Raw genomic sequence first — 24720 nt, forward strand, 5'->3', positions numbered from 1 at the left:
TAAAATCAATTAAAATTTAACATCAAGACCCAATGTGAACGTTTTCATCACCGGATATGAATCGTACATTTTTTGCTCCGGATCATGGAATTCCTTCATCGGTGAAAAAACAAACAGGTTAGTACCATTTAAGAATATGTTGACACCCTTCATTTTGATTTTTTCCATCATTGCCTGTGGCAGTGTATAGGAAATATTTAAATCTCGTAATCGCATATAAGCTCCATTTCGGATCCAGAATATTGAAGAGGTGGCACCGGATTCCTGCCAATTATAGCCTACAGGCCGAGGGTATTTAGCTTCTGTATTCTCAGGGGTCCAGACATCCGAAGTCCAGATAGGATAATAAGGTCTAAACGTATCCCCATGTTGCCGCATTCCTGCACCTTCCTGATTGCTGATCACACGATCATAAGCCAATACGCCTTGAAATAAAGCAGAGATATAGAAACCTTTCCAACTGGCATTAAATCCAAATCCATAATTAATGCGAGGTGTATTATTCTCCGAAAGTAACTGCATATCATTGTCATCAATAATGCCGTCTGGCTGGTCAGAATAATTTTGTCCACGGATATCTTTATACAGAATCATACCCGGATAAGGGTCACGTCCATAAGTCTTAAAGCCCTTTCCCTTCAGCGCATCAGCTTCGGCCTGCGTACGGACCAGTCCCGAAGCTTCCAGACCAATAATGCGATTTTCAGGTCGCCCTACCTTGGATCGAAAATTTTCCCGTCCTCCTGCTGCGTAGGAAGGTTCCTCGTCAAAAATATCCCATCGGTCTTTTGCATATCCCATATTCGCATTCAAACCGTAAGAAACTTCACCAACCCTGTCATTCCAGTTGAGCGAGAGTTCTCCTCCTCTAAAGCTTCGCGCCGCATAATTTTCCGGTGCCAACCCTCTCCCATAATTATCAGGAACCTTAATCCCCCGCGTTCCGAGAATATCGCTCTCCTTCCGGATAAATCCATCTAAACTACCCGTCAATTTATTGTGAGCAAAACCAAAGTCTACCCCTACGTTGTAACTCTTTGATTTTGTCCAAGTAAGATTCATAGTTGGGTTGTCAAGGTACGTTACCCCGGTGTAATAGCTATCGCCAAAAATATATCCCGGCACCGGTGTTCTGCTTCCTGTTCGTGAAGTGATGATCGAGCTATATTTCTCCATATACGAATAGGGTAATATCGAATAGCCTTCCACATCCACAAAGTTGCCCGAACTTCCATACGATGCTCGTAGTTTCAGATCACTGACTGTATTCTTGATGGACGAAAAGAAGTTCTCATCCGACATGCGCCAGCCAAGAGACATAGACGGGAAAAATCCCCAACGCTTATCATTTGGGAATAAAGGCGAGCCGTCGTAACGGAAAGAAAACTCGGCTATATACTTATCCGCATAGTTATAGTTCGCTCGACCGATTACTCCGCGTCGTGCGTCCATTAATTCAAAAGCATCCGTCGATCGCATGCTCCTGTCTGTCGGATAGATATACATCTGATCCAATGGAATAATTGGATTTTCTGCCCGCGACGTAATATTGGTATTCCCCGATTTAAACTGCTCATAGACAATCAGACCATCCACCGTATGTTTGCCAAACTTGCGGTTGTAGTTTAGGAACCAGTCCACCTGATATTGCCATTTGCGCTGTGGATTATAGTCCATAAAAGGTTGGGCCTGGCTAAAAGTGAATACATTTGTCCTATCCTCTGACGGTGGGGCCGGTATGAAACGGTTGCCATTAGGATTCAGCGAAGTAAATGTATAGTTCTTTTGAAAACTCATATAGCGTTTACGCATATAATCTTCCGCTACGTAACTTCCCACCAATTTTGTTGACAACCCCTCTAGCAGTTTATCCAACTTTAAATTAAGGGTCATGATTGGATTTACCTGGCGTACTTTGCGATCGATATATCGGTCACCGATGACCTGGTCGATCACATTCCAGGCCTGCCAGCTTCCCATTGGCGTTTGAACCGGATAAGCCGTTGGAGTATTGCTCGGCGTCCCATCTGCGGTCAGATAAAATGGATACATCTTGGGCCAGTTGAAAGTAACGCGGTAGAAATCCGAAACATCAAAATCATCATCACTCGCGGATGTACTAAATGGCCAGAAAAACCTATTGGAATTCGTCTGGTTGGCCGAGATGTTAAAATCTAGGCTAAATGCTTCACTAATTTTCGCTGAAATATTGCTCCGGAGATTAAATTTTTCGTGATCCAGCGATTTATAAGATCCATTTTCTTTCCGATAGCTCAATAAGGCATAGTAGGTAATCTTGTCGCCACCACCGTTAACAGCAATAGACTGCCTATGGCTGAAAGGATTTCGCCAAATAACATCATTGGTATTATAATTTTTGTCTTTAAAATAGTCAAATTCGCGCTGTCCATTTGGAGCCACCCATGGGGTATTCTTGCTCCCCTGTTCCCAACGGAATTGGGAAACTCGATTCTGATAGATTAGTTCATCCGTAGCGGTAGTCAGATTGGCCAATAAAGTCTGTGTTGGTGCACTGAAGGAATAATTGCTCTGCACATTGAATACCGGAGCCTGGGCAGTCCCTTTTTTTGTCGTCACTAATACAACGCCATTACCTGCTCGCGTACCATATACAGCGGCGGTTCCGGCATCTTTTAAGAAACTCATCTGATCTACTTCATTTGCTTCCAGCGCGTCAAAAGCCGCTTTGTCGCGCACCACACCATCAATCACATAAAGCGGTTCGACAGCAGCTCCACGGATACGTAAGGAAGAGGAAGCTCCGGCCATCCCTGAGGTATTGGTCACATTAACCCCAGCAGCCCTTCCTGCCAAGGTATTGGACAGATTGGATGGCGAGATATTTTTCAGTTGTTCAGAGTTTACCGCTGCGACAGCCCCGGTTAGATTTCCCTTTTTCTGCTTACCATAACCCACGATAACCACCTCTTCCAACGACTCGGTATTGCCAATCATCGTCACAGCGATCGTTCCGCTACTTACTGCGACCTCTTGTCGCGCATAACCTTGATAATTGATAACCAAAAAATCGCCCTGTTTGGCGCGAATGGAAAAGCTGCCATTGGCATCGGTCGACGCTTGGATCGTGCTCCCTTTTACGGTAATCGTAGCACCCGCAAGCGGTTCGCCCTTTTCATTCTTCACATTACCCGAAATTTGCTGTTGTTCGACATGAAAATAACTCAATTTCGATTTCAAATTGCTCGCAATTAAATTAGGGGACGAGCATAAAAGACTTAGACCTAAAAGACTTAAAGGTCTGGCTTTGCTGTAAAAAAGATAATTCTTTTTCATAATTAAGATGGAGGTGTTTAGATAATAGTTTACAAACAATTACTAAAGGTTTATTGGTATTTTATCTTTTGTCAAAAAATCACAAAAGATAGTTGATTCTACTAGGAAATTAAATAAAAGAATCTGAAAATAAAAATGAAATTGAACAAAAGAAACTGAAAACTAGATTGTTTTTTTATGTTTCACAGATAGGTTATTAGAATAATTAACCCATTGTTTTTATAAAACAGCGAATTCAGCAGGAGCTGGTCGCACTAAAAAGAGCAATATTTAGACAACAGAAGAGGTCTTTTTAACCACAAAAGCAGCTACCGGGGCAGCTGCTTTTGTGGTTAAAAAGATATATTGCATGTACTATCTTTTCTCCGTTCTGTTGAAAGGAAGAGTTGGTGACAAATTAAATGTAAAATTACCCCTCGAATCTATTCCACCAGCTCCTCTAACACGAGCCTTGATTTCGTATTTCGCATTCGGATTATAATCTCTCACCGTGAAATTGTAATAAAAAGGTTTAATCTTATTCGTTCCTCTAAATTTATCCGCAAGCGCATGATGTCCATCCTCATCAATAATACGACCATCTTGCAGCAATTGGACAGCGTCTATCTCCAGAAAATTCTTACCTTCTAAAAAGAAAAAACCAGCTTGTGCCCGCCCATTGTCATAGATCTTTTTTGTCACATCAAAGGTTAGTGTACTATACTCCTCTTTAATGTCTTCACTTTTCCAGCTACCTGCGATATAACCGCCAGTATGATAGTAATCAATCCGCATGGAATCCAAACGTGGAAGATTAGCATCCAGCCTACGGCAAAACTCCGCATAATCTTTCTTCGACTTAGAAGCCCAACCTATTTCAGCGACGGCAAGTAAGCGTGGAAAATTCTGCACATTCATATCTTTGATATCCTGCGCAATCGCCGACCACATATTACCCTGTACCCCCAACACCAATTGATCCTCCATTGCTGTCAGCCCATTTGATGGATCAAAGTCATAGACCCTCTTTAAAGAATTAATCTGCGGATAGGCCAGGTCGGTCATTGTGCCATCATTGCGGTCCGTCTGCGTAATATCGAAATACAAATGCGAGGCGGGTGTTGCCACAGCCTTAAATCCATCTTTGGTCGCCTCCTTAATCGCCTCCTCTCCTAGCCAACTCATGATAGCTGTACTTTTGGGAAGATTCTTAGCATCGGCTAAAATATCATTCCAACCAATAGGCTTTTTCCCTTTCTGAACAATGATAGCTGATACACGTTGTACAAAATAGCTTTGCAATGCTTTGACATCGGCAATCTGATGCTGCTTCATAAACTCCTGCACATGTGGTTCCTTTTCCCATAGATCATGACGGACCTCATCCCCCCCAAAATGAATATAGCTTCCTGGAAATAGACCGGCAATCTCTGTAAACACATTATCCAAAAATTGATAGGTTGTCTCTTTTGTTGGATCAAGTGTATTTGGTGTAAACTGGTTACCCCAATAACCCCAGGACGATACGAAAGGAAAGATATGATTGGGGTAAGAATTTTTGTTCACCCCCAATGCAGGATAGGCTAATATTGTTGGCCAGGAGTGCCCAGGTACGTCGATTTCAGGAACGATTGTAATATTGCGCTCTTTAGCATACTGAACCAGCTCCTTTATTTGCTCCTGCGTATAAAAACCGCTACGCTCAGCCGGTTGTTTTTCAGTACGGTGGAAGACAGTCGCATTCTCTGCTGTTAATTTTGGATACTTCTTTATTTCGATACGCCACCCCTGGTCATCCGTCAAATGCCAATGAAAGATATTCATTTTATATAAAGCCATCGCATCCAGGTACTTCTTCACCGTGTTTACATCATAGAATGTCCGACTTACATCTTTCATATATCCACGCCAATGGTATCGGGGATAATCTTTGATCGCCACAGCAGGAATGGACCAGGTAGATTCAGGAACTGTACTCGTATTAGTCTCTATTGCTAAGGGGAGGAGTTGGCGCAACGATTGTGAGGCATTGAAAAGACCATGTGCTGTCTTTGCTTTCACCGTTATCTTTTTAGCAGATACATGTAATTGATACCCCTCATCACTAGGCAGATCCAGTTTTTTATCCAAAATAAACTCGATCGTATTGCTTGATTGCTTTTTTTCCAGCATTGGATAATGGCTTGCTTGCCGCAATTGCCGAATGAACAAGTCCACATCTTTAACGCTACAATTTTTAAAACTTATGGTCGTTTGTTTATCTAATTGGAATAAACCTTCCCCGTAAGTGATTTCCTGTGGTTTTGGAATAATATTTACAATAGATTGCGCATTACTTACCTGCCAGGTAATCAGTGACAACATTGCTGAAATAAACAGTTTTTTCATCAGTTTTACAATTTGTTATTTTAATGGAGCTGAATTATTTTGGCTCAACTATTTGACTCTTTTAGGTTTCCATCTGTAAAATAGAAAATAAAAATTGTACTATCGACTCGCCTTTTCAATCAAACGATTGTGTAAGTTTTTTAAAAAGTAGCGATTAATTGACAGTTATAAACAACACCTTTCATTTTTAAGTCTTAAATTTGAATTCCATACTAAACAAAGAGGCTGTAATTAATTTATTGGTTGAAAGAATAACAACGTGAAAAATAATAGAAAAATATTTATTTTCAGGACAGTTTTAATTGCTTTTCTGATTCTTTCTTTAGTGTATATCGGTTCGATATTTACCTATCAATATATTGAATATCAAAAAACTGAAGCTCGTCTAAATAAAGCCTATAGTTCCAAAAATCAATTGACAAGTTTATTTTATGAGCTATTTGCATCTTATAACGCTGCAGGAAACGCATTTCGGTCATATACGGTAGATTTTAGTACCGAAAATTTGGCAAACTATACGAAAAACTTAGATAGCCTCCGCTTTTATATTGACTCCCTTTCTACGCTTTCTTCCAAAAAAGGAATATCGTTTTCAACCAATACACCATTGGAACAAAACATTCATCTCTCTGATGAATTCGCACGCATCAAGAAATCTGTAGACAATATGATTTTCCTGGCAAAAGACTCCCTTTCTCTTTTGACAAAAACCAGTCGAACATTACGCCCAACGACTAATCGGATAGATGCGGATTCAGTTGTTAGTAGAATATTACGGGATACCTCCTTAACTGTAAGCAAAAAAGATACAATTGTCAGAAAAAAAGAAAAACTTTTCACACGGATTTTCAAAGCAAAAAATGACACTTTAGTTTCTAACAAACTTGAACAACAATTTAATGTCAATCAGATTAAAGCAATTCACAGCCAGATCCAGACGTTAATTGAACAGAATGAATCGTTCTATAAACAAGATTTTAGTAAAATCCGTCGTTCTTTCGTCGAACTCCAAGATAAAGAAAGACAACTCCTACAATCAAATTATGCACTTTTTAGTACAATCAGTACCGCTCTGCTCAAGATAAAAACACAAGAAGATGAGTCCTTACGGGCGGCCGAGATACAGGATTTCACATTGTATAAGGAAAATTCTGCCTTTTTCGGAAAGCAGGTTATTGCCTCAATCATCCTAATGATTATTATGGTGACTTTGATTCTATCCTATCATTACAATACCATCATTTACGAACGTAAAATCACAGCAGCGCGAGATTACGCCCTGCGCACTGCCAAAGAAAAAACCAGTATATTAGCTAATGTGAGCCACGACGTGCGTACACCGGTCAATTCGCTGGTCAGCGTCATTGACCTCTTAAAGAACAACACATCCAACAATCGTGTTAATCCCGCATTATTGGATTCCATCACACAGGATATCCATGTGATCAATGATACTGTTGAAGATATACTCAATCTTGGCAAATTAGAATCAGGTATGCTTGAAATTAAAGAAGAATATTTCTCACCAGCGAACTTGCTTGCCAATTTGATAAAAATGCAACAAAGTCAGGCTGATAAAAAAGGTCTTAAGCTTATCAGCCATATTACGATAGAACCAGACACCTTAATCAAGAGCGGGGCATATCGTTTGCGTCAGATTGTATCCAATCTCCTGAGTAATGCTATTAAATATACTGACAAGGGACAGATAGAGATAAAGGCATTTATCAACTCGGACGCAATAAAAACGTTGCAAGTACAGGTCAGTGACACTGGAAAAGGTATTTCGGTTAAAGATCAAGAACATATTTTTGAACAATATTACATGACTGACCTCAGGTCCAAAAATAGCTTTGGATTGGGATTACATATTTCCAAACTTATGGCTGAGCAGCTAAATGGAACATTAAGTGTGCAAAGTAAACAAGGAAGAGGGTCGACGTTTACATTAGTCGTTCCAATTGCTGATGAAAAGAAAAGCCCGACGCAAGTTATTACACAGGACAATCTACCGCTACATTCACATATTGTCGTTATCGATGATAACCCAATCAATAATTTATTTATTAAGCAGGCCCTGCAGCAGTTCAAAGATGTACAGATTTTTCAAGATTCGTCACATGCGATGGAGTATCTTCAAAATAATACCAGTGATATTGTCATTACTGACCTCAACATGAATGGTCCTAGCGGCTGGGATATTTTGAATTTAGTCAAAGGAAACACAACTATCCACGGCGCTAACAACAAAGTAATTGCATTAACATCAGATGAATCACAGGTAACCGTACAGACCCCTCAAGGGCAAATGTATCATTTTGATGGGATCATGGTCAAGCCTTTTAATCTAACAACATTCGTACAAATTTTAACATCTTAGATCGTATTGCTAGATGCTGTTGCAATTATCTTCCCATAAAACCAACATCCGTTCCTATCGGCTTCAATACAAAATAAGATCTACATCAAGAAAATAAGGAAAGGGGCCTGCAACGCTTGCAGCCCCTTTTTCTTACGTATTATTCATAATCCTGAAGCACTTCATTACAGCTTGGTTGCCGTTAATCGTTAAGATATTATTCGGGTGCTCGGGATGGTAATAAAATATTGGACAGGCCTTCTGCTTACAATCCAATAGAATTTCAACATCATGTTTAGAACTTAGGTCTTTGATGGCTTCTGCCCCTTCATTCGTTCGCGGAATATGTATTTGATTGGCTTCCCGTCTCTCACTTGGGAAACTACAGCATCTCTTCGCAACACAACGCCGCATGGGGGGAACAAACTGAGCCGCTACAACATTCGTAATCGACTAAGCAGACCTGTCCAGACAAAGAACAAGACGAAATTCCCCCTGTAAGTAGTAAAATTAGAGTTTCTCCATAGCTGCAGAGTCATTGCCACTGGAAAGTAGATAAACGGAATAATAGCGCAATACTTTAGATCAGTACCCGGCAGAACCGTATTTTATAGTACAACTTCGGAGACTTATCTCTGTGTGGCTTTGTGGCGGCACCACTTTTCTTTGGAACCTTTTGGGAAGTCTGTAAACGAAAGAAGCCCTTGACTGTTTCCAGCAAGGGCTTCCGTGTAAAAAAAGGCACCGACCTACTCTCCCACCTGTTACGGCAATACCATCGGCTCTGGCGGGCTTGACTGCTCTGTTCGGAATGGGAAGAGGTAGACACCGCCGATATAGGCACCTAAAGATCTTGTATAGTATCAAGTTTTAGATAGCAGTATGTAGACTTTCATGTGAAAGTTTATACCCATCTTATAGCTTAAACCATAATGACATATATATTGAAAGATTAATTCAAAAATTAAAGAGGAAGACAACAGTGTCTGTCTGCTTGAGAAAGCTTCGGGCTATTAGTACCACTTGGCTTTGGTCTCTCAACCTTTACACCTATGGCCTATCAACGTAGTCATCTCCTACGACCCTATAAGGAAGTCTCATCTCGTGGCTAGTTTCGCACTTAGATGCTTTCAGCGCTTATCTATTCCAGACGTAGCTACCCTGCCGTACACCTGGCGGCATAACAGGTTCACCAGAGGTCTGTCCAACCCGGTCCTCTCGTACTAAGGTCAGATCCACTCAAACTTCCAACGCCCACAACAGATAGGGACCGAACTGTCTCGCGACGTTCTGAACCCAGCTCGCGTGCCACTTTAATGGGCGAACAGCCCAACCCTTGGGACCTTCTCCAGCCCCAGGATGTGACGAGCCGACATCGAGGTGCCAAACCTCCCCGTCGATATGAGCTCTTGGGGGAGATCAGCCTGTTATCCCCAGCGTACCTTTTATCCTTTGAGCGATGGCCCTTCCATACAGAACCACCGGATCACTATGTCCGTCTTTCGACCCTGTTCGACTTGTTGGTCTCACAGTCAAGCAAGCTTATGCCATTGCACTCCACGTACGGTTACCAAGCGTACTGAGCTTACCTTTGAAAGCCTCCGTTACCTTTTTGGAGGCGACCACCCCAGTCAAACTACCCACCAAACAATGTCCTCCTCATAAAGGAGTTAGAAACCGAATACAGAAAGGGCGGTATTTCAAGGTTGATTCCACGACTCCTGGCGAAGCCGCTTCAACATCTCCCGCCTATCCTACACATCCTGTACCCAATCTCAATGTTAAGCTATAGTGAAGGTGCATGGGGTCTTTCCGTCCCGTTGCGGGTAATCGGCGTCTTCACCGATACCACAATTTCACCGAGCTCATGGCTGAGACAGCGCCCAGATCGTTACACCATTCGTGCAGGTCGGAACTTACCCGACAAGGAATTTCGCTACCTTAGGACCGTTATAGTTACGGCCGCCGTTTACTGGGGCTTCGATTCAATGCTTCTCTTACGATGACATCCCCTCTTAACCTTCCAGCACCGGGCAGGTGTCAGGCCTTATACCTCATCTTGCGATTTTGCAAAGCCATATGTTTTTGTTAAACAGTCGCCTGGGCCTTTTCACTGCGGCTGCTCTTACGAGACAGCGCCCCTTCTCCCGAAGTTACAGGGCCATTTTGCCGAGTTCCTTAGCCATGACTCACTCGAGCACCTTAGGATTCTCTCCTCGACCACCTGTGTCGGTTTGCGGTACGGGTCTTCATAACCTGAAGCTTAGCGGGTTTTCTTGGAAGTCTGTTTACCTGCTCTATCAGCGCCACCGGAGCTTTGCTGTACTATTGGGGTTCAGCAGGGTCGGCGGATTTGCCTACCGTCCCTATACCTACGCCTTTCAACGAACTATTCCGTCAGTTCGCGGCAGTGTCACTACTCCGTCACCACATCGCAGTTATGAAGAGTACTGGAATATTAACCAGTTGTCCATCGGCTTGCCCCCTTCGGGTGCGCCTTAGGTCCCGACTGACCCTGATCCGATTAACGTTGATCAGGAAACCTTGGTCTTTCGGTGGGCGGGTTTCCCACCCGCCTTATCGTTACTTATGCCTACATTTGCTTTTCCATACGGTCCAACACCCATTACCAGATATCTTCGCCCCATATGGAATGCTCCCCTACCAGATGCATATCTTTCAATGCAAATCCATAGCTTCGGTACCGTTCTTGATGCCCGTTTATTATCCACGCCCGGCCGCTCGACTAGTGAGCTGTTACGCACTCTTTAAATGAATGGCTGCTTCCAAGCCAACATCCTAGCTGTCTGGGCAACCGGACCTCGTTAGTTCAACTTAGAACGAATTTGGGGACCTTAGCTGATGGTCTGGGTTCTTTCCCTCTCGGCCTTGGACCTTAGCACCCAAAGCCTCACTGCCGGCCATATTTAATAGCATTCGGAGTTCGTCTGGATTTGGTAGGATTTGACTCCCCCGCACCCAATCGGTAGCTCTACCTCTATTAAACTCGATGCCGACGCTGTTCCTAAAAACATTTCGGGGAGTACGAGCTATTTCCCAGTTTGATTGGCCTTTCACCCCTACCCTCAGGTCATCCGGAAACTTTTCAACGTTTATCGGTTCGGTCCTCCATTACATGTTACTGCAACTTCAACCTGCCCAAGGGTAGATCACAAGGTTTCGCGTCTACCTCATCTGACTATGCGCCCTATTAAGACTCGCTTTCGCTTCGGCTGCGTCCCTGAAGGACTTAACCTTGCCAGACAAGAGTAACTCGTAGGCTCATTATGCAAAAGGCACGCTGTCACAGAACTTGTCTGCTCCAACCGCTTGTAAGCACACGGTTTCAGGTTCTTTTCACTCCCCTGTTCGGGGTTCTTTTCACCTTTCCCTCACGGTACTGGTTCACTATCGGTCTCTCAGGAGTATTTAGCCTTACCAGATGGTGCTGGTGGATTCCCACAGGATTTCTCCGGTCCCGCGGTACTCAGGATACCACTATGCCAATATTCTTTACCTGTACGGGGCTCTCACCCTTATCGCGCAGTTTCCCACCTGCTTCCAGTTCATAGCATTGTACAATATCGTGGTCCTACAACCCCGACTATGCCGTAACATAATCGGTTTGGGCTCTTTCCCGTTCGCTCGCCACTACTTGGGAAATCATTGTTATTTTCTTCTCCTACGCCTACTTAGATGTTTCAGTTCAGCGCGTTCGCGTATTATACGACTATTCTTCAAATAGTCAGGTTGCCCCATTCGGAAATCTCTGGATCAAGTCGCATTTGCCAATCCCCAAAGCTTATCGCAGCTTATCACGTCCTTCTTCGCCTCTGAGAGCCTAGGCATCCCCCGTGTGCCCTTATTTACTTTCTTCACCGGCATAGCCTTTTGCTACTATGCGGCTGCTTGTGATATATATACCAATATGCTACGCAGTGATTCGTTCGGCCTTCGACCGAGGGTCTCCTCCCTACATCAAACACATACAAGTATTGTCTCTATACTGTTGTCTTCTCTTGTAATTTTTTTTCTCTTTCAATATGTCAAAGAACTCTTTTTTTAGTAACCAGTAGTTAGATAGCAGTAGTTAGACTCCGATATGTCGCCATATCATCTCTAAATACTATATACCAAATACTTTGTACTAAGAACGTGGAGAATAACGGATTCGAACCGTTGACCCCCTGCGTGCAAGGCAGGTGCTCTAGCCAGCTGAGCTAATTCCCCTTTTTGTTAGACCTGAGATGTTAGACATTAGTCCTTAGATCCATGTATGTCGCCATCCATTTGTCTAAATACTAGATACTAAATACTCATTACTACCTGGTAGTCCCGAGCAGATTTGAACTGCTGACCCCTACATTATCAGTGTAGTGCTCTAACCAACTGAGCTACGGGACTAGCTATTCTGTTCATCTCTTCTCTCAGGGACCGCTCCATTAGGGGCGGGCACTTTCTTCTGATGTTTTTTCTTCTTATGCAATCATATGTAACGTGACGAGTACCGATCCGCGATACTCTAGAAAGGAGGTATTCCAGCCGCACCTTCCGGTACGGCTACCTTGTTACGACTTAGCCCCAATTATCGGTTTTACCCTAACACGCTCCTTGCGGTCACATGCTTTAGGTACCCCCAACTTTCATGGCTTGACGGGCGGTGTGTACAAGGCCCGGGAACGTATTCACCGCGTCATTGCTGATACGCGATTACTAGCGAATCCAACTTCATGGGGTCGAGTTGCAGACCCCAATCCGAACTGTGAATGGCTTTTAGAGATTAGCATCATATTGCTATGTAGCTGCCCGCTGTACCATCCATTGTAGCACGTGTGTAGCCCCGGACGTAAGGGCCATGATGACTTGACGTCGTCCCCACCTTCCTCACTGTTTGCACAGGCAGTCTGTTTAGAGTCCCCACCATTACATGCTGGCAACTAAACATAGGGGTTGCGCTCGTTGCGGGACTTAACCCAACACCTCACGGCACGAGCTGACGACAGCCATGCAGCACCTAGTTTCGTGTCCCGAAGGACGAGACCGTCTCTGGTCTCTTCACTAACTTTCAAGCCCGGGTAAGGTTCCTCGCGTATCATCGAATTAAACCACATGCTCCTCCGCTTGTGCGGGCCCCCGTCAATTCCTTTGAGTTTCACCCTTGCGGGCGTACTCCCCAGGTGGATAACTTAACGCTTTCGCTAAGACGCTGGCTGTCTATCGCCAACATCGAGTTATCATCGTTTAGGGCGTGGACTACCAGGGTATCTAATCCTGTTCGATCCCCACGCTTTCGTGCATCAGCGTCAATACCAGCTTAGTGAGCTGCCTTCGCAATCGGAGTTCTAAGACATATCTATGCATTTCACCGCTACTTGTCTTATTCCGCCCACTTCAAATGGATTCAAGCCCATCAGTATCAAAGGCACTGCGATGGTTGAGCCACCGTATTTCACCCCTGACTTAATAGGCCGCCTACGCACCCTTTAAACCCAATAAATCCGGATAACGCTCGGATCCTCCGTATTACCGCGGCTGCTGGCACGGAGTTAGCCGATCCTTATTCTTCCAGTACATTCAGCTCTCTACACGTAAAGAGGTTTATTCCTGGACAAAAGCAGTTTACAACCCATAGGGCAGTCATCCTGCACGCGGCATGGCTGGTTCAGGCTTCCGCCCATTGACCAATATTCCTTACTGCTGCCTCCCGTAGGAGTCTGGTCCGTGTCTCAGTACCAGTGTGGGGGATTCTCCTCTCAGAGCCCCTAGACATCGTCGCCTTGGTAGGCCGTTACCCTACCAACTAGCTAATGTCACGCGAGCCCATCTCTATCCTATAAATATTTAATAATCTCCCGATGCCGGAAAATTATATTATGCGGTCTTAATCTCTCTTTCGAGAGGCTATCCCCCTGATAGAGGTAGGTTGCTCACGCGTTACGCACCCGTGCGCCACTCTCACCAATGATAGCAAGCTACCACCGGATCCCGTCCGACTTGCATGTATTAGGCCTGCCGCTAGCGTTCATCCTGAGCCAGGATCAAACTCTCCATTGTAAAATGAAGTTTTTGATTCCAACTATTTACATAATCAGAATTCTTTTTTTATATCTCTGATCTTGGATCGAATTGAACTAATTCTTGAATTTGTTCATGACTTTCGTTTTGCCTACTCGTCACGCTTACATGATTGTGTTTTCTTAAAGAACTTCTCTCGCTTCAACTTCCGTATCCGCTATATTCCGATGAGCATTGCGCTCCTCTTTATCTTTTTATCTTTCCCTCCGTTTCCGTTGGGACTGCAAAGGTAGAAATCTTTTTTGAAATACCAAAAAACTTTTGAAGTTTTTTTTCTTTTCTTTTTTTCCGATTTCCGCGCCTAACTTCCGTTAAACCCTTCTTTTTTCAGTGGTATCCCCTTCCGGAGTAACCGTCCCTCCCTTGCGGAGTGGTGCAAAGATAGGATCTTTTTATAATCACTTCCAAGCCTTTTGTTTTATTTTATTTCAATATGTCTGTAACTCGCTGGAAACTTGGCGGATTGTTTTTCTCAGCATGGGCTCCAGGGGGCTGATGGAGCGAAAAAAGGACTGGAGAATGGAACGTGGGGGTGGATCGCCTGAACTGGAATGGTTATAGAAACAGAGGCGTTTAGTCCGAAAGGGGGTTATCATGGCCACGGGAGACGCTGATAACAACGGGATGTGCACAGAGTGGAAATAGGTCTCAAAACGCACAATACCAACAAAATGGACTGGGATGCTGACCGCAGCACAAAGGACAGCATAGGACGATTATATAGAGATTGACCGGCAAGGAACAGGAAGCTGAACGCTGCAGGAAATCAAATGAACGGAGAGAAGTCCCGGATTTTAGTCAAATCGCCTATACGGCAACGCACAAATAGGTTATGAACAAATTATAGTTTTACTTAGGTTTTAGTTAGGGTTTGTTTAGGTATAGTTTAGGTTTTGATTAGGTATAATCTAAACTATACCTAGCTAATAGATAACTTAAATCTTTCTTATTACTAAGCTAACAACGAGTTTGCTCATAAAAAGAAATAGCATTGGGCCGATCACGCACAGCGTCCTGTGACTTTCGGGCAATAGCAACGTTCGGGAGGCATATATTTATATATCATAATATATTACGCGCTGCAGTTCCCATTAGCTCAGGGGCTGAAGCGCAGTTTTTTGAAGCAAAACCGTGAATATTTTATAAAAAGGACTGTGCTTAAAACAAGAAACTCCAAATTACTTTCGCAATTCGGAGTTTCTTGTTCTATACATCGTCAATACTAATTGAAGTTGCTACATTTGACTGGACATTAAGTTAAGAGAATTTAATAACTTAACAGACTTATGTCAAGAGAAAGAAAAGTTTATACCAAAGAGTTCAAACTGATGAGCGTTGAACTGAGCAACACGCGTAGCGACCTTAGCGCGCTGGCCAGGGAACTGGATATTAGCCCAGCATTATTGTATAGGTGGCGAAAGGAACATTCTGTAAAACAAGGAAGTAGTTTCTCTGGGAATGGAAAAGTTATCTTGAGTGAGAGTGAACAGGAGTTAGCACGATTAAGAAAAGAACTTCGGGAGACACAGATGGAACGGGATATATTAAAGAAGGCTGTAAGCATCTTCTCCAAGAGCGACACCAAATATTCAGGTTCATAAGGGACAATAGGGAAATATTTTCAGTCGAGAAGATGTGTCAGGTGTTCAAGGTGAGCAGAGCGGGCTACTACAACTTTTTAAAGGGTATCCCTTCAAATAGAAGTATTGAAAACCAACAGATTACTATGGAAATCCAGGATGCATTTATAAGAAGTAAAAATACTTACGGCAGTCCGCGTATTACCAGAGAACTACACAAAAAGAATATTAAAATATCCAGAGTGAGGGTAGCCAAACTGATGAGAAAGGCCGGGTTAAGAAGTATTGTCAAGAAAAAATTTAAGGTGACCACAGACTCCACCCATAAGTTTTCGGTACCGGAGAATATATTGGACCGTGATTTTAAACCGGGAACACTTGGTGCAGTATGGGTATCAGACATCACTTACATCAAAACGCAGCAGGGATGGTTGTATCTGACAACTGTAATCGATCTGGGAGATCGAAAAGTAATTGGATGGGCTTTAAGTGAGACTATGAATGCGGTAGATACGGTGATTTCTGCTTTTAAAATGGCACAAAAAGCAAGGCCAATCACCCAGAAACTAATATTCCATTCCGATCGTGGCGTACAGTATGCCTGTCATGAGTTCAGCTCTATGGTGGAAAAAAATCCACTCATCATAAGAAGCATGAGTAGAAAGGGAAATTGCTGGGATAATGCTGTCGCTGAAAGTTTTTTCAAGACACTGAAAGCGGAATGTATATATCAGCATAAATTCGCTCACAGGAAGCAAGCTGCGCTTATTGTCTTTGAATATATTGAGACTTGGTACAACCGAAAAAGGCAACATTCTGCCTTAGGATACTTATCACCAGAGGAGTTTACTAGAAAAATAAATAAACAAAATATTGCAGCTTAACTAGGTGTCCATTTTATTGTTGCAATTCCAAATTGTCTCTTAGCGTAGTAAGATCTATTTTAGGTTGGGACAAGTTCATATTCTTAATAACCTTCTTGCATTCATCAACCATTTCTTGCGTCATTGTATAAGTATACTTTCCGTAATCATCATACTCCAATGTACCAATATAAAAGAATCCATACTTATCGAAGAAATCCGTCAGATCTATTTTGGCAACCTCACACGCTGTTTTAACAAAGTTTAATTGATGAACAGCTGGATTCCGTTCGCCCATCATCCTATCGGAACTCCAATCCGAACGACCCCTTCGTGAAGGTTTAACATTATGCTGTTGACGAAAAGCCTCAAATAGATCCGCATAAAAATCTGGACGCTTTCCAATTCCCTCAAAATATAACTGTAATTGCCAGAAAGGGATTAAACGATTAAATACATCAGGATCGGATAAGTAAGAAATTCTCTTCTCAATAATACTGGATTTGGCTTTTTCAAAATTATTCTGCTCAGAAACGCGTGTTTTATTACCAAATGATCGTGTTACATATAAAGAAAACAGGTTATTGCTCACTTCACCAAGCCCTCCCCAATTAAACATTGGTCGAGTTTGATGCACATGTCCTACTTCATGACTAAACCCCCAGCAGGGATCTCCTTTTATTACTGAAGCAGGATCAACAACCATCCGCATCGCATAACCGACTTTATCACCCATATAGGCAACACCATCTCCATCACGGAACATGTAATAATTATAATTTACCCGCGCAAGGATACGGTTCTTAGGAACTCTTTTGTATTTTTCCAAGCCCATCAAACGATGCTGTCGGAATACTAAAGAATCATAATTACTGATCAGTTCAACACCTCTCCCATAGGCATATTTCTTCATTGCCTCAATAGGATAAGCTGTCTGTATATGTTCGCCCTTTGCATCCATAATTGGAAAGACTGCATGATCAATCAGACTGTCCCATTCTTTGTTGCCCTGTTTTTTTATATCAAAATATCCGTTTACCTGTCCTGTTGGAAAATGCACCGTAACAGGTTTTTCTTTCTCAGGTTCTTCAGAGAAATAATCGATATAAGCTAAACTTCCAAAATCGTTGAGCTGGATAATATTCACGCCATTATGCAGTCTAAATTCTTGTTTTTCTAATCCCCAGCCTTTCGGATCTTCTGTGGGTTTGGTCGGATCCGGAGCTTTACGCAACCAATTTGGCACCATTAGGTTAACTTCTTTGCCATGTGCAATCCCATCCACAATAACAATATGTCGTCCTTTTGGAAGATATACCCCAGTTACATTCTCATACTTGCTATAGCCATCACCAATACTCAACTGATGACCTAATGTCGATGGGTTAAGCAAGGCAGAATAGGTCGCGTATCTATAGTCTTTATTGTAATTGCCAGCTAGCATAGCTAAGGCTACGCTGCGCAATGTGGTATCACCTATCTGGCTGATCTGCTTCTTCTTAACACCTTTTTTTAATTTTAATGCGAATGCATCTTCGAATACGGAAAGATCCGCATAGGTCTGCTTAAAATCCTGAGCAGATTGTGCCATTAGATTTGCACCCATCAATAGCCCCATCCCTAAGGCCATAAATTTATTTATCATATCGATTATTATTTTGGTTATATCTTTAATTCAACTATTTCAATTAGTATAACATATGATTTATTCATTTTCTATTTCACAGATCTAAAATCCTGTATCGTTCAACCACATAAAAAACAATTGTTCTATTATATGAAAAGGAGGTATACAAAAGCACACCTCCTTTTCATACAATAGCATATGATAACTAATTCACCCTCGTCACCTGCGGGACTATAACCTCCACTTGATATGTCCCTGGGACAAATGCTTGAAAAGAAAATCTCGCATTACATGAATAAGTATTATAAGGCAAGTCCAAACTATCATCAAATTTAACATAAGGCGCTGGAATTCGATAATAATAATTAAATCCGTTGCCCAATGACACCAATGGGAAAGGCAACACACCATAAACAAACTCCATCCGATCATCAAATAAGGTGGTTGAAATAGAATAATCTTGCATTGTCTGTAAAAAGCCTCCTGCGGTCCCCGAATTCGGACGTCTCGCTATTTCACCTTTTTTAGGATTAAATGGAAGACCATTTTTATCAACTATTTTTACAACAACTTTGTTTTCTCCAAGTCCCAAATAAGTAACTTTAATATGACTGGCGTTGCTTGGGATAGATTTTGTGGTCGTTTCCGCCCCAACCTTCATCGCAACAGTAGATCTAACTGCCGGAACATCGTAGTAAGGTGCTTCGACCAGTGAAAACTCACCAATCGCCGGGTATATTCTGGTTCCAACCGCATTTTTTATTTCGAGATCAAACACATAGTTACCCTTTGGCAGCTTTAGCGTATTTGGAGTTGCCTCAATTGCTCCTGAAAATTTATTTATACTTAACGCTGTCATTACAGTATCTTTCTGTTTTGCTGCAATTAAGTCCAATGTAGTATCCACTTTGGAATCGTATAGTTTTTTCCAGATTTTAATAGGAAATGTTTGCAAGAAAATATCTGTTACATCCTTTCCTGTTTCCTTCTGATATACTTTCAACAATTTGACCTCAATAGGCTTGCTAGAGCCTGCCGGATTTATTGCTGTTGAAACTGTAGACCGCCCCATTTGAATTTCTATGGGGAGCGTTTCATAACGTATAATGTCGCTCAAGTTGCCTTCCGGTATTTTTTTACATCCTACTAGTGCAAGCGCCACAAGTCCGATAGTATATATTAATTTACTTTTCATAATCATTAACGATAATAGAATAAAACATGCGAATTACTTAATACGTGCACCACACCTGTCGTTGTCTGCGCATTAGAAGTTTGAACTAATGTACGGCTACCAACAGGTGGAACAATAGATTTCACATCAAAAACATCACCAATCGCCTGATACAGATAGGTAAACAATACTACCCTTGGAATTACAGTAGAGTTTTCATTATAACCTAATGCTGGATCTCGTGTTTCCTCATAAGAAATGATAAAATTGCCCCCTTTATTATTTTTATATTTTTTACCTGAAGCTGTTAATTTATCATTCGTCAATTGTTCTTTGGTGATATACATATCAATAGAATCCGCAAATCGCCCCAATTCATATTTCATAATTGAGTCTACCGTCCACATTTTTTTTGGATCTACTTTTTGAACCTGTCTCGTCCGGGCCTGCACATAGTTATAAACATCATAGTCTGTTGGTGCAAAAAAAGTAACTCCCTGCGCATTGATCTTATCCTTCACACCCGCCTTATCGATCAGCATCAGTACCGTATCAAAAACACCATATTTGTTACTCTTCATCCAATCATAGGTCGTCATATTAATCTTTGGATTATGGAGGTCACCACCAACAAAATAATCGTTCTTTTTGCATGAACTCATAGCTACTATAATTCCCAATAGGCAAGCTATATTTACAATAATTTTTTTCATGATTTCTCTAATTAATGATTTTTCCACCACGGATTCTGAGTCAACAATTCATTTTGAGGCAATAGGTTGCGCATATCCAAAGGCCAATAGTATCCTTTGTTAGCAATTCTATCAGCCGAATAATAAGCCGAATATTCATCAAGTTGCTCAAACATATTCATCCGGATCAAATCAAATTGAATAACTCCCTCTCCAATGAGCTCTCTCCTCCGTTCTCTGAATATTTCTTTAAACAATTCCGCACCGGAAACTTGTATCTCTTCTAGGCCAGCTCTCTTTCTAATGGTATTTAAGTCGTTCAATGCAAGTGTTGTCTTACCATTTTTATAATAAGCCTCCGCTCTCAAAAGAATAATATCCGCAAGACGAATTAATACCAAATTATTACTAACCGCATATTTCCCTTCTCTATACTCGACAATATCATCATATTTCCGAATAGTTTTAAGCGCAGCATTATCTGGGAACGGCATTGACATGGAGTCCAATCTTGCCTCAGGCTTATCAAATTCTGTTTCAAGAAATTCTGGTTCAATATCCCACACCGAACCACTTCCTTTACCTGGGATACTGGCACTTGACAAAAATCTACTAAAGAAATCCTCAGTGAATTCATTTCCACTCTCACTGTATAACATATTCAATTCAAAGATGGATTCTTTAGAATTACCTTTCCATATCTTGCGATAATCTTTGACGTCTTCTAAAGAATATCCGAATTTTAGCGTCTCATTCGCATACTTTTCGGCGTTAATATAGTCATGCTCCCAAGCACAAACTTCTGCCATCAAGGCATTAGCCGCTCCTTTAGATGCAAAACTCTTTGTAGGATTCTGCTGAAGGTTAGCTATTGCATACAATAAATCTTCCTTACAAAACGCCAAGGTTTCTTTTTCTGGAGTTCTAGTCATATCTGGAATATTCTGTGGATTTTTAAAAGTCTCTTTAACCAATAACACATCACCCCAAACACGTTGCATATAGAAATAGGTGTATGCTCTCAGGAATCGCGCGTTTGCGATATAGCCCTTTTTCTCATCTTCACCTCCATCAAATAATTTAATATCCATCGCTTCGGCTTGCTCAACAATTAAATTACATTGATTAATTATACCATAGAAGCGCGTCCAGTTCCAAAGACTTCCCTCCAAGTAGGGTGCATAGCTAAATTTATAGCCCCCTGACCTTGCAAATTGGTCCATATTCCAATCTTCATCTGCCTGACGTACTATTCCCGATGCTATATCACCAAATATAAAATAGGATCGATCTGCCCGGAGTGAATTGCGCAATAGCGCATATGCACCGAGCGTAGCTCTATTCACATTTTCCCCATCCTTCCAGAACACTTCGTCATAGGTACTATTTTCTGGCTTCAAATCAAGATATTTCGAACAAGAGGAATTAAAAAGTATCATTCCCGATATCCCGATTAACGATAATATATATTTAAATTTCATTTCGATCGCTTTTAAAAGTTAACTTCTAAACCAATTGTATATTTTCTAGGTAAAGGGTAAGCTCCACCACTATACTCTCCCTGAGGGGTTACCAATTCAGCATCGGGCACCGACGCTTTTTGAAACGTGTGAAGATTATCCAACATGCCGTAGAATCTAATATTTCGCGCACCTATTTTTAACCTTTCAACGATATGTTTTGGCAGAAGATATCCGACAGAGATTGTTTTGATTTTGAAATAGGTTCCATTCTCATTAAACATGGTACTAAATGGAAGGTATTGATAGAAATAACTTCCGTAGGGAGATATCGACGGAAAGTTTGCTTGATAATTTGGATCTTTTGCCTTTTCTGGAGTCCAGTAATCCAAACCTTCTAAATCAGGCAGCCTATTATTGGTGAATTTAGTTACATTTCCACCAATAGCATTGAACTGGTTACTTTTTAGGTTATTAATAATATCCCGGCCAATCGTAAAGGTATTTAACATACTGATTGAAAAACCTTTGTATATAAACTCATTATATAGACCTCCTGTAATACGTGGATTAGGATTACCTGTCAACATTAAGTCACCGTCAGCAGCTCCTTTATCCTCATCGCTCCACGTATCCCAATCTTGATTTACATCTGCCCAAATCGGATAGCCCGGTTTAACAGGGTAATTTCCTTTAAAAACAGTGAGCGGTCTTCCTGTTACCGGATTTACAGGGATTTGATCTTGATGCGAATATACGCCTTGATACAACATTTGAGCCCAACGATAAATCGGACTACCTACTGTGTACAATAACTGTTGGTTCCAGCCTCTAGAATCAGCATAGAAGCTCCGATCACCAAATGGCAATGCACCAATTCTATTTTTATTAAAAGTCATGTTTAGATTTGTATTCCATTGCAATGCACTTGCTTTAGAAAGGTTTCTGGTCATAATGGTCAGGTCAATACCTTCATTATAAACTGTCATTGGAACATTAAACGATAACTTTGTGTAACCGGTGTAATACGGGAATGAAAATCCCATAATTGGGTCCTTAAGCACCTTTCTATAGGCATCGAACGTTACAGTTAGACGATCATTGAAAAGTCCTAAGTCGAATCCAATATTTGTTTGCTCTGATTTATTCCAGGTCAAATTCTTTAAAGTCAATGGCTTGGCAAATGATGGCACAGCGAATGTTGTACCATTATAAGTATCCGATGACAATGCCCAAACATTATATGGGGCATAAAAATCTTCTGGCAGAACCCCGGATCTACCCCAGCTTCCCCTCACTTTAAGCAAATTAACCCAAGTCAATTTTTCCATAAATTTCTCATCCGAAACGACCCAGGCTCCCGACAATGCCGGGAAAGACCCCCATTTGGTATTTACCCCAAATCTGGAAGACGCATCCGCACGCCATGATGCATTAAAGATGTAGCGTGATTTATAATCATAAGAAAACTGTCCCATATAAGACAGCAGTCCAGACTCAACTTTGTTTGTACTTGCGATTAGATCCTTGGTTGCGACACCTTGGATGACATGGATATCATCGGTTGGCAAATTAAATCCTTCCGTTTTGTGAGACAATTGTTTATCATATTGAAAGGATTGCAAGGCTGTTAAATTAATTGTATGTTTATCGTTAAATGTCTTGATATAGTTCAAAACGTTCGCGATATTATAGGTATATGCATTTCTGCCCGTTGATGCGGCATAGTTGGTTCCCTGATTAAGTTCCCTGGGCTGGAATTGGTTTCTACTATCGAGATTCGCCTGTACAGACCCTTCCAACGAATATTGCAAGCCATCAATAATGTCCACATAGGTTTTTGAGAATATATTGATATTATCGGTCTGATTATCATCTTTCAATTTATCATATTGACCCAGATAGAAATCATAATCCGCTTGGCCAAGACCTACAAAAGAAGAAGGCATCTCTCCTTGGTTAACAGGAACAACTTGATCAATACCTCTACCGAGGCCGCGTTTGCGATTAATTCTCGCTGCTGACACCATAAAATCCGATTTGATAATTGGTGAAAGCGTAAACCCAAAATTGCCCCTAATTGAATAGCGTTTAAAACCTGTGTTACGGACAACACCATCTTCGTTATAATATCCAGCAGACAATCTATAGTTAACCGACTCACTTCCACCAGAAATACTCGCATCGGCATTATCTATATTACCTGTGGTATAAAATAGATCTTGCCAATCGGTAGCATTATTATAACTACTGTTTAAACTATCGGTCAAAGGCTGTGTAAATCCACCCATTTGACTCCAAGAAGCATATTGGCTTAGTATATCCATCTTAGTCCGTCTTTCCGCAGCACCTCCCAATGTTCTTTGCAATTGAGGGCGCTCTGTAATTCCTCTGTAATAAGATGCCCGGATAGATGGAATTCCCACCCGGCCTCGTTTCGTCTTAATTACAATTACACCATTCGCTCCGCGAGAACCCCATACTGCTGTTGCAGCAGCATCTTTCTGAACAACAATACTTTCAATATCATTGATATTTATACCAGCGATATAGTTTGTTCCTGTCGCAGAAGAACCACCTAAGTCAGATACAGATAGTGGCATACCATCAATAATATACAATGGAGAGCTCATGGTGTTTGCCAGGTCGACTTCAGAATTTAGATCTGGAGATATTGTCGTATTTCCACGAACGGTGAAAGTATTCCTTGCTCCGGGCTCACCTGTAAAGTTTTGAATATTAACTCCTGCTACGCGTCCTTGTAACAGACTTTCGAAACTTGGCGCGGGCAGATCTTCAATGGTCTTTCCAGAAATCACTTGGACAGCACTGGTTGTCTTTTTGACCGATTGTTTTTGATACCCGACAACAACGACTTCATCCAATGATGAATCGTCACTTGAAAGGACCACCGGGGGAGCTTGCTGTGTTGTAACCCGGACTTCTTGTTTCTTAAAGCCGACACCAGAAAAAGTCAAAGTAACTGGAAGGCTTTTTACGGATAATGTGAACGAACCTTGCTGATTCGTTGATGCTTGATTTGTTGTACCTCGTTCGGTGACGGTCATGCCCGCCAGCGGTTGCCCTTTGCCATCTCGAACGATCCCCTCCACTGGGATTGTTTGACCGAAAACATGGAAATAAGACAACAACACGAGAAAAATCATAGGTAAGATTCTCTTCATATTAATTTAGTGTTAGTGCTAGT

General features: G+C 41.7%; 9 protein-coding genes, 2 tRNA genes and 3 rRNA genes. 2 read left to right on the top strand and 12 right to left on the bottom strand.

Annotated features, from left to right (window positions below):
* Positions 1 to 9 precede the first annotated feature (9 nt).
* Both OGI71_RS18790 and OGI71_RS18795 read right to left on the bottom strand, forming a co-directional pair.
* Positions 10 to 3315: a TonB-dependent receptor gene (locus tag OGI71_RS18790; RefSeq protein ID WP_282251017.1), complete on the bottom strand. Its 3306-nt coding sequence runs from the start codon at positions 3313 to 3315 to the stop codon at positions 10 to 12.
* Positions 3316 to 3669: 354 nt separating this feature from the next.
* On the bottom strand, positions 3670 to 5682 hold the full coding sequence (locus tag OGI71_RS18795; RefSeq protein ID WP_282251018.1) for a beta-N-acetylhexosaminidase: 2013 nt from the start codon (positions 5680 to 5682) through the stop codon (positions 3670 to 3672).
* 259 nt (positions 5683 to 5941) lie between these two features.
* Between OGI71_RS18795 and OGI71_RS18800 the strand changes: the two genes are divergently transcribed.
* Entirely contained in the window at positions 5942 to 8062 is a 2121-nt protein-coding gene (locus tag OGI71_RS18800; protein WP_282251019.1) for a hybrid sensor histidine kinase/response regulator, read from the top strand.
* A 715-nt stretch (positions 8063 to 8777) separates the two neighbouring features.
* On the opposite strand, the gene rrf is transcribed toward OGI71_RS18800, so the two are convergent.
* The 5 genes from rrf to OGI71_RS18825 form a co-directional block, all read right to left on the bottom strand.
* Positions 8778 to 8889 (bottom strand): 5S ribosomal RNA (gene rrf, locus OGI71_RS18805).
* Between the two features lie 146 nt (positions 8890 to 9035).
* Positions 9036 to 11917: ribosomal RNA gene (locus OGI71_RS18810) — 23S ribosomal RNA — on the bottom strand.
* A gap of 280 nt (positions 11918 to 12197) precedes the next feature.
* Positions 12198 to 12271 (bottom strand) — tRNA-Ala (locus OGI71_RS18815).
* A gap of 97 nt (positions 12272 to 12368) precedes the next feature.
* A tRNA-Ile gene (locus OGI71_RS18820) sits at positions 12369 to 12445 on the bottom strand.
* 122 nt (positions 12446 to 12567) lie between these two features.
* Positions 12568 to 14095: ribosomal RNA gene (locus OGI71_RS18825) — 16S ribosomal RNA — on the bottom strand.
* Together the 16S, 23S and 5S rRNA genes with 2 tRNA genes alongside form the textbook arrangement of a ribosomal RNA operon.
* A 1307-nt stretch (positions 14096 to 15402) precedes the next feature.
* Between OGI71_RS18825 and OGI71_RS18830 the strand changes: the two genes are divergently transcribed.
* Positions 15403 to 16580 (top strand): IS3 family transposase gene (locus OGI71_RS18830; protein ID WP_282251020.1). Its coding sequence is split into 2 segments (ribosomal slippage): positions 15403 to 15673 and positions 15673 to 16580, totalling 1179 coding nucleotides; the frame shifts between segments, so codons are not numbered across the junction.
* Between the two features lie 13 nt (positions 16581 to 16593).
* Here the strand turns inward: OGI71_RS18830 and OGI71_RS18835 are convergent.
* The 5 genes from OGI71_RS18835 to OGI71_RS18855 form a co-directional block, all read right to left on the bottom strand.
* Positions 16594 to 18204, bottom strand: coding sequence for a M60 family metallopeptidase (locus OGI71_RS18835; protein ID WP_282251021.1), 1611 nt, complete (start codon positions 18202 to 18204; stop codon positions 16594 to 16596).
* 187 nt (positions 18205 to 18391) lie between these two features.
* Complete coding sequence (locus OGI71_RS18840) at positions 18392 to 19381, bottom strand: DUF5007 domain-containing protein (protein WP_282251023.1); 990 nt, start codon at positions 19379 to 19381, stop codon at positions 18392 to 18394.
* Positions 19382 to 19386: 5 nt separating this feature from the next.
* Positions 19387 to 20073, bottom strand: coding sequence for a hypothetical protein (locus OGI71_RS18845; protein WP_282251025.1), 687 nt, complete (start codon positions 20071 to 20073; stop codon positions 19387 to 19389).
* 11 nt (positions 20074 to 20084) lie between these two features.
* A complete protein-coding gene (locus OGI71_RS18850; protein WP_282251027.1) occupies positions 20085 to 21533 on the bottom strand; it encodes a RagB/SusD family nutrient uptake outer membrane protein in 1449 nt (482 codons plus the stop codon).
* A gap of 11 nt (positions 21534 to 21544) precedes the next feature.
* Complete coding sequence (locus OGI71_RS18855; RefSeq protein WP_282251029.1) at positions 21545 to 24697, bottom strand: SusC/RagA family TonB-linked outer membrane protein; 3153 nt, start codon at positions 24695 to 24697, stop codon at positions 21545 to 21547.
* Between the last annotated feature and the right edge of the window lie 23 nt (positions 24698 to 24720).

It is taken from the genome of Sphingobacterium sp. ML3W (assembly GCF_029542085.1).
In the GTDB taxonomy this organism is placed as follows: Bacteria; Bacteroidota; Bacteroidia; order Sphingobacteriales; family Sphingobacteriaceae; genus Sphingobacterium.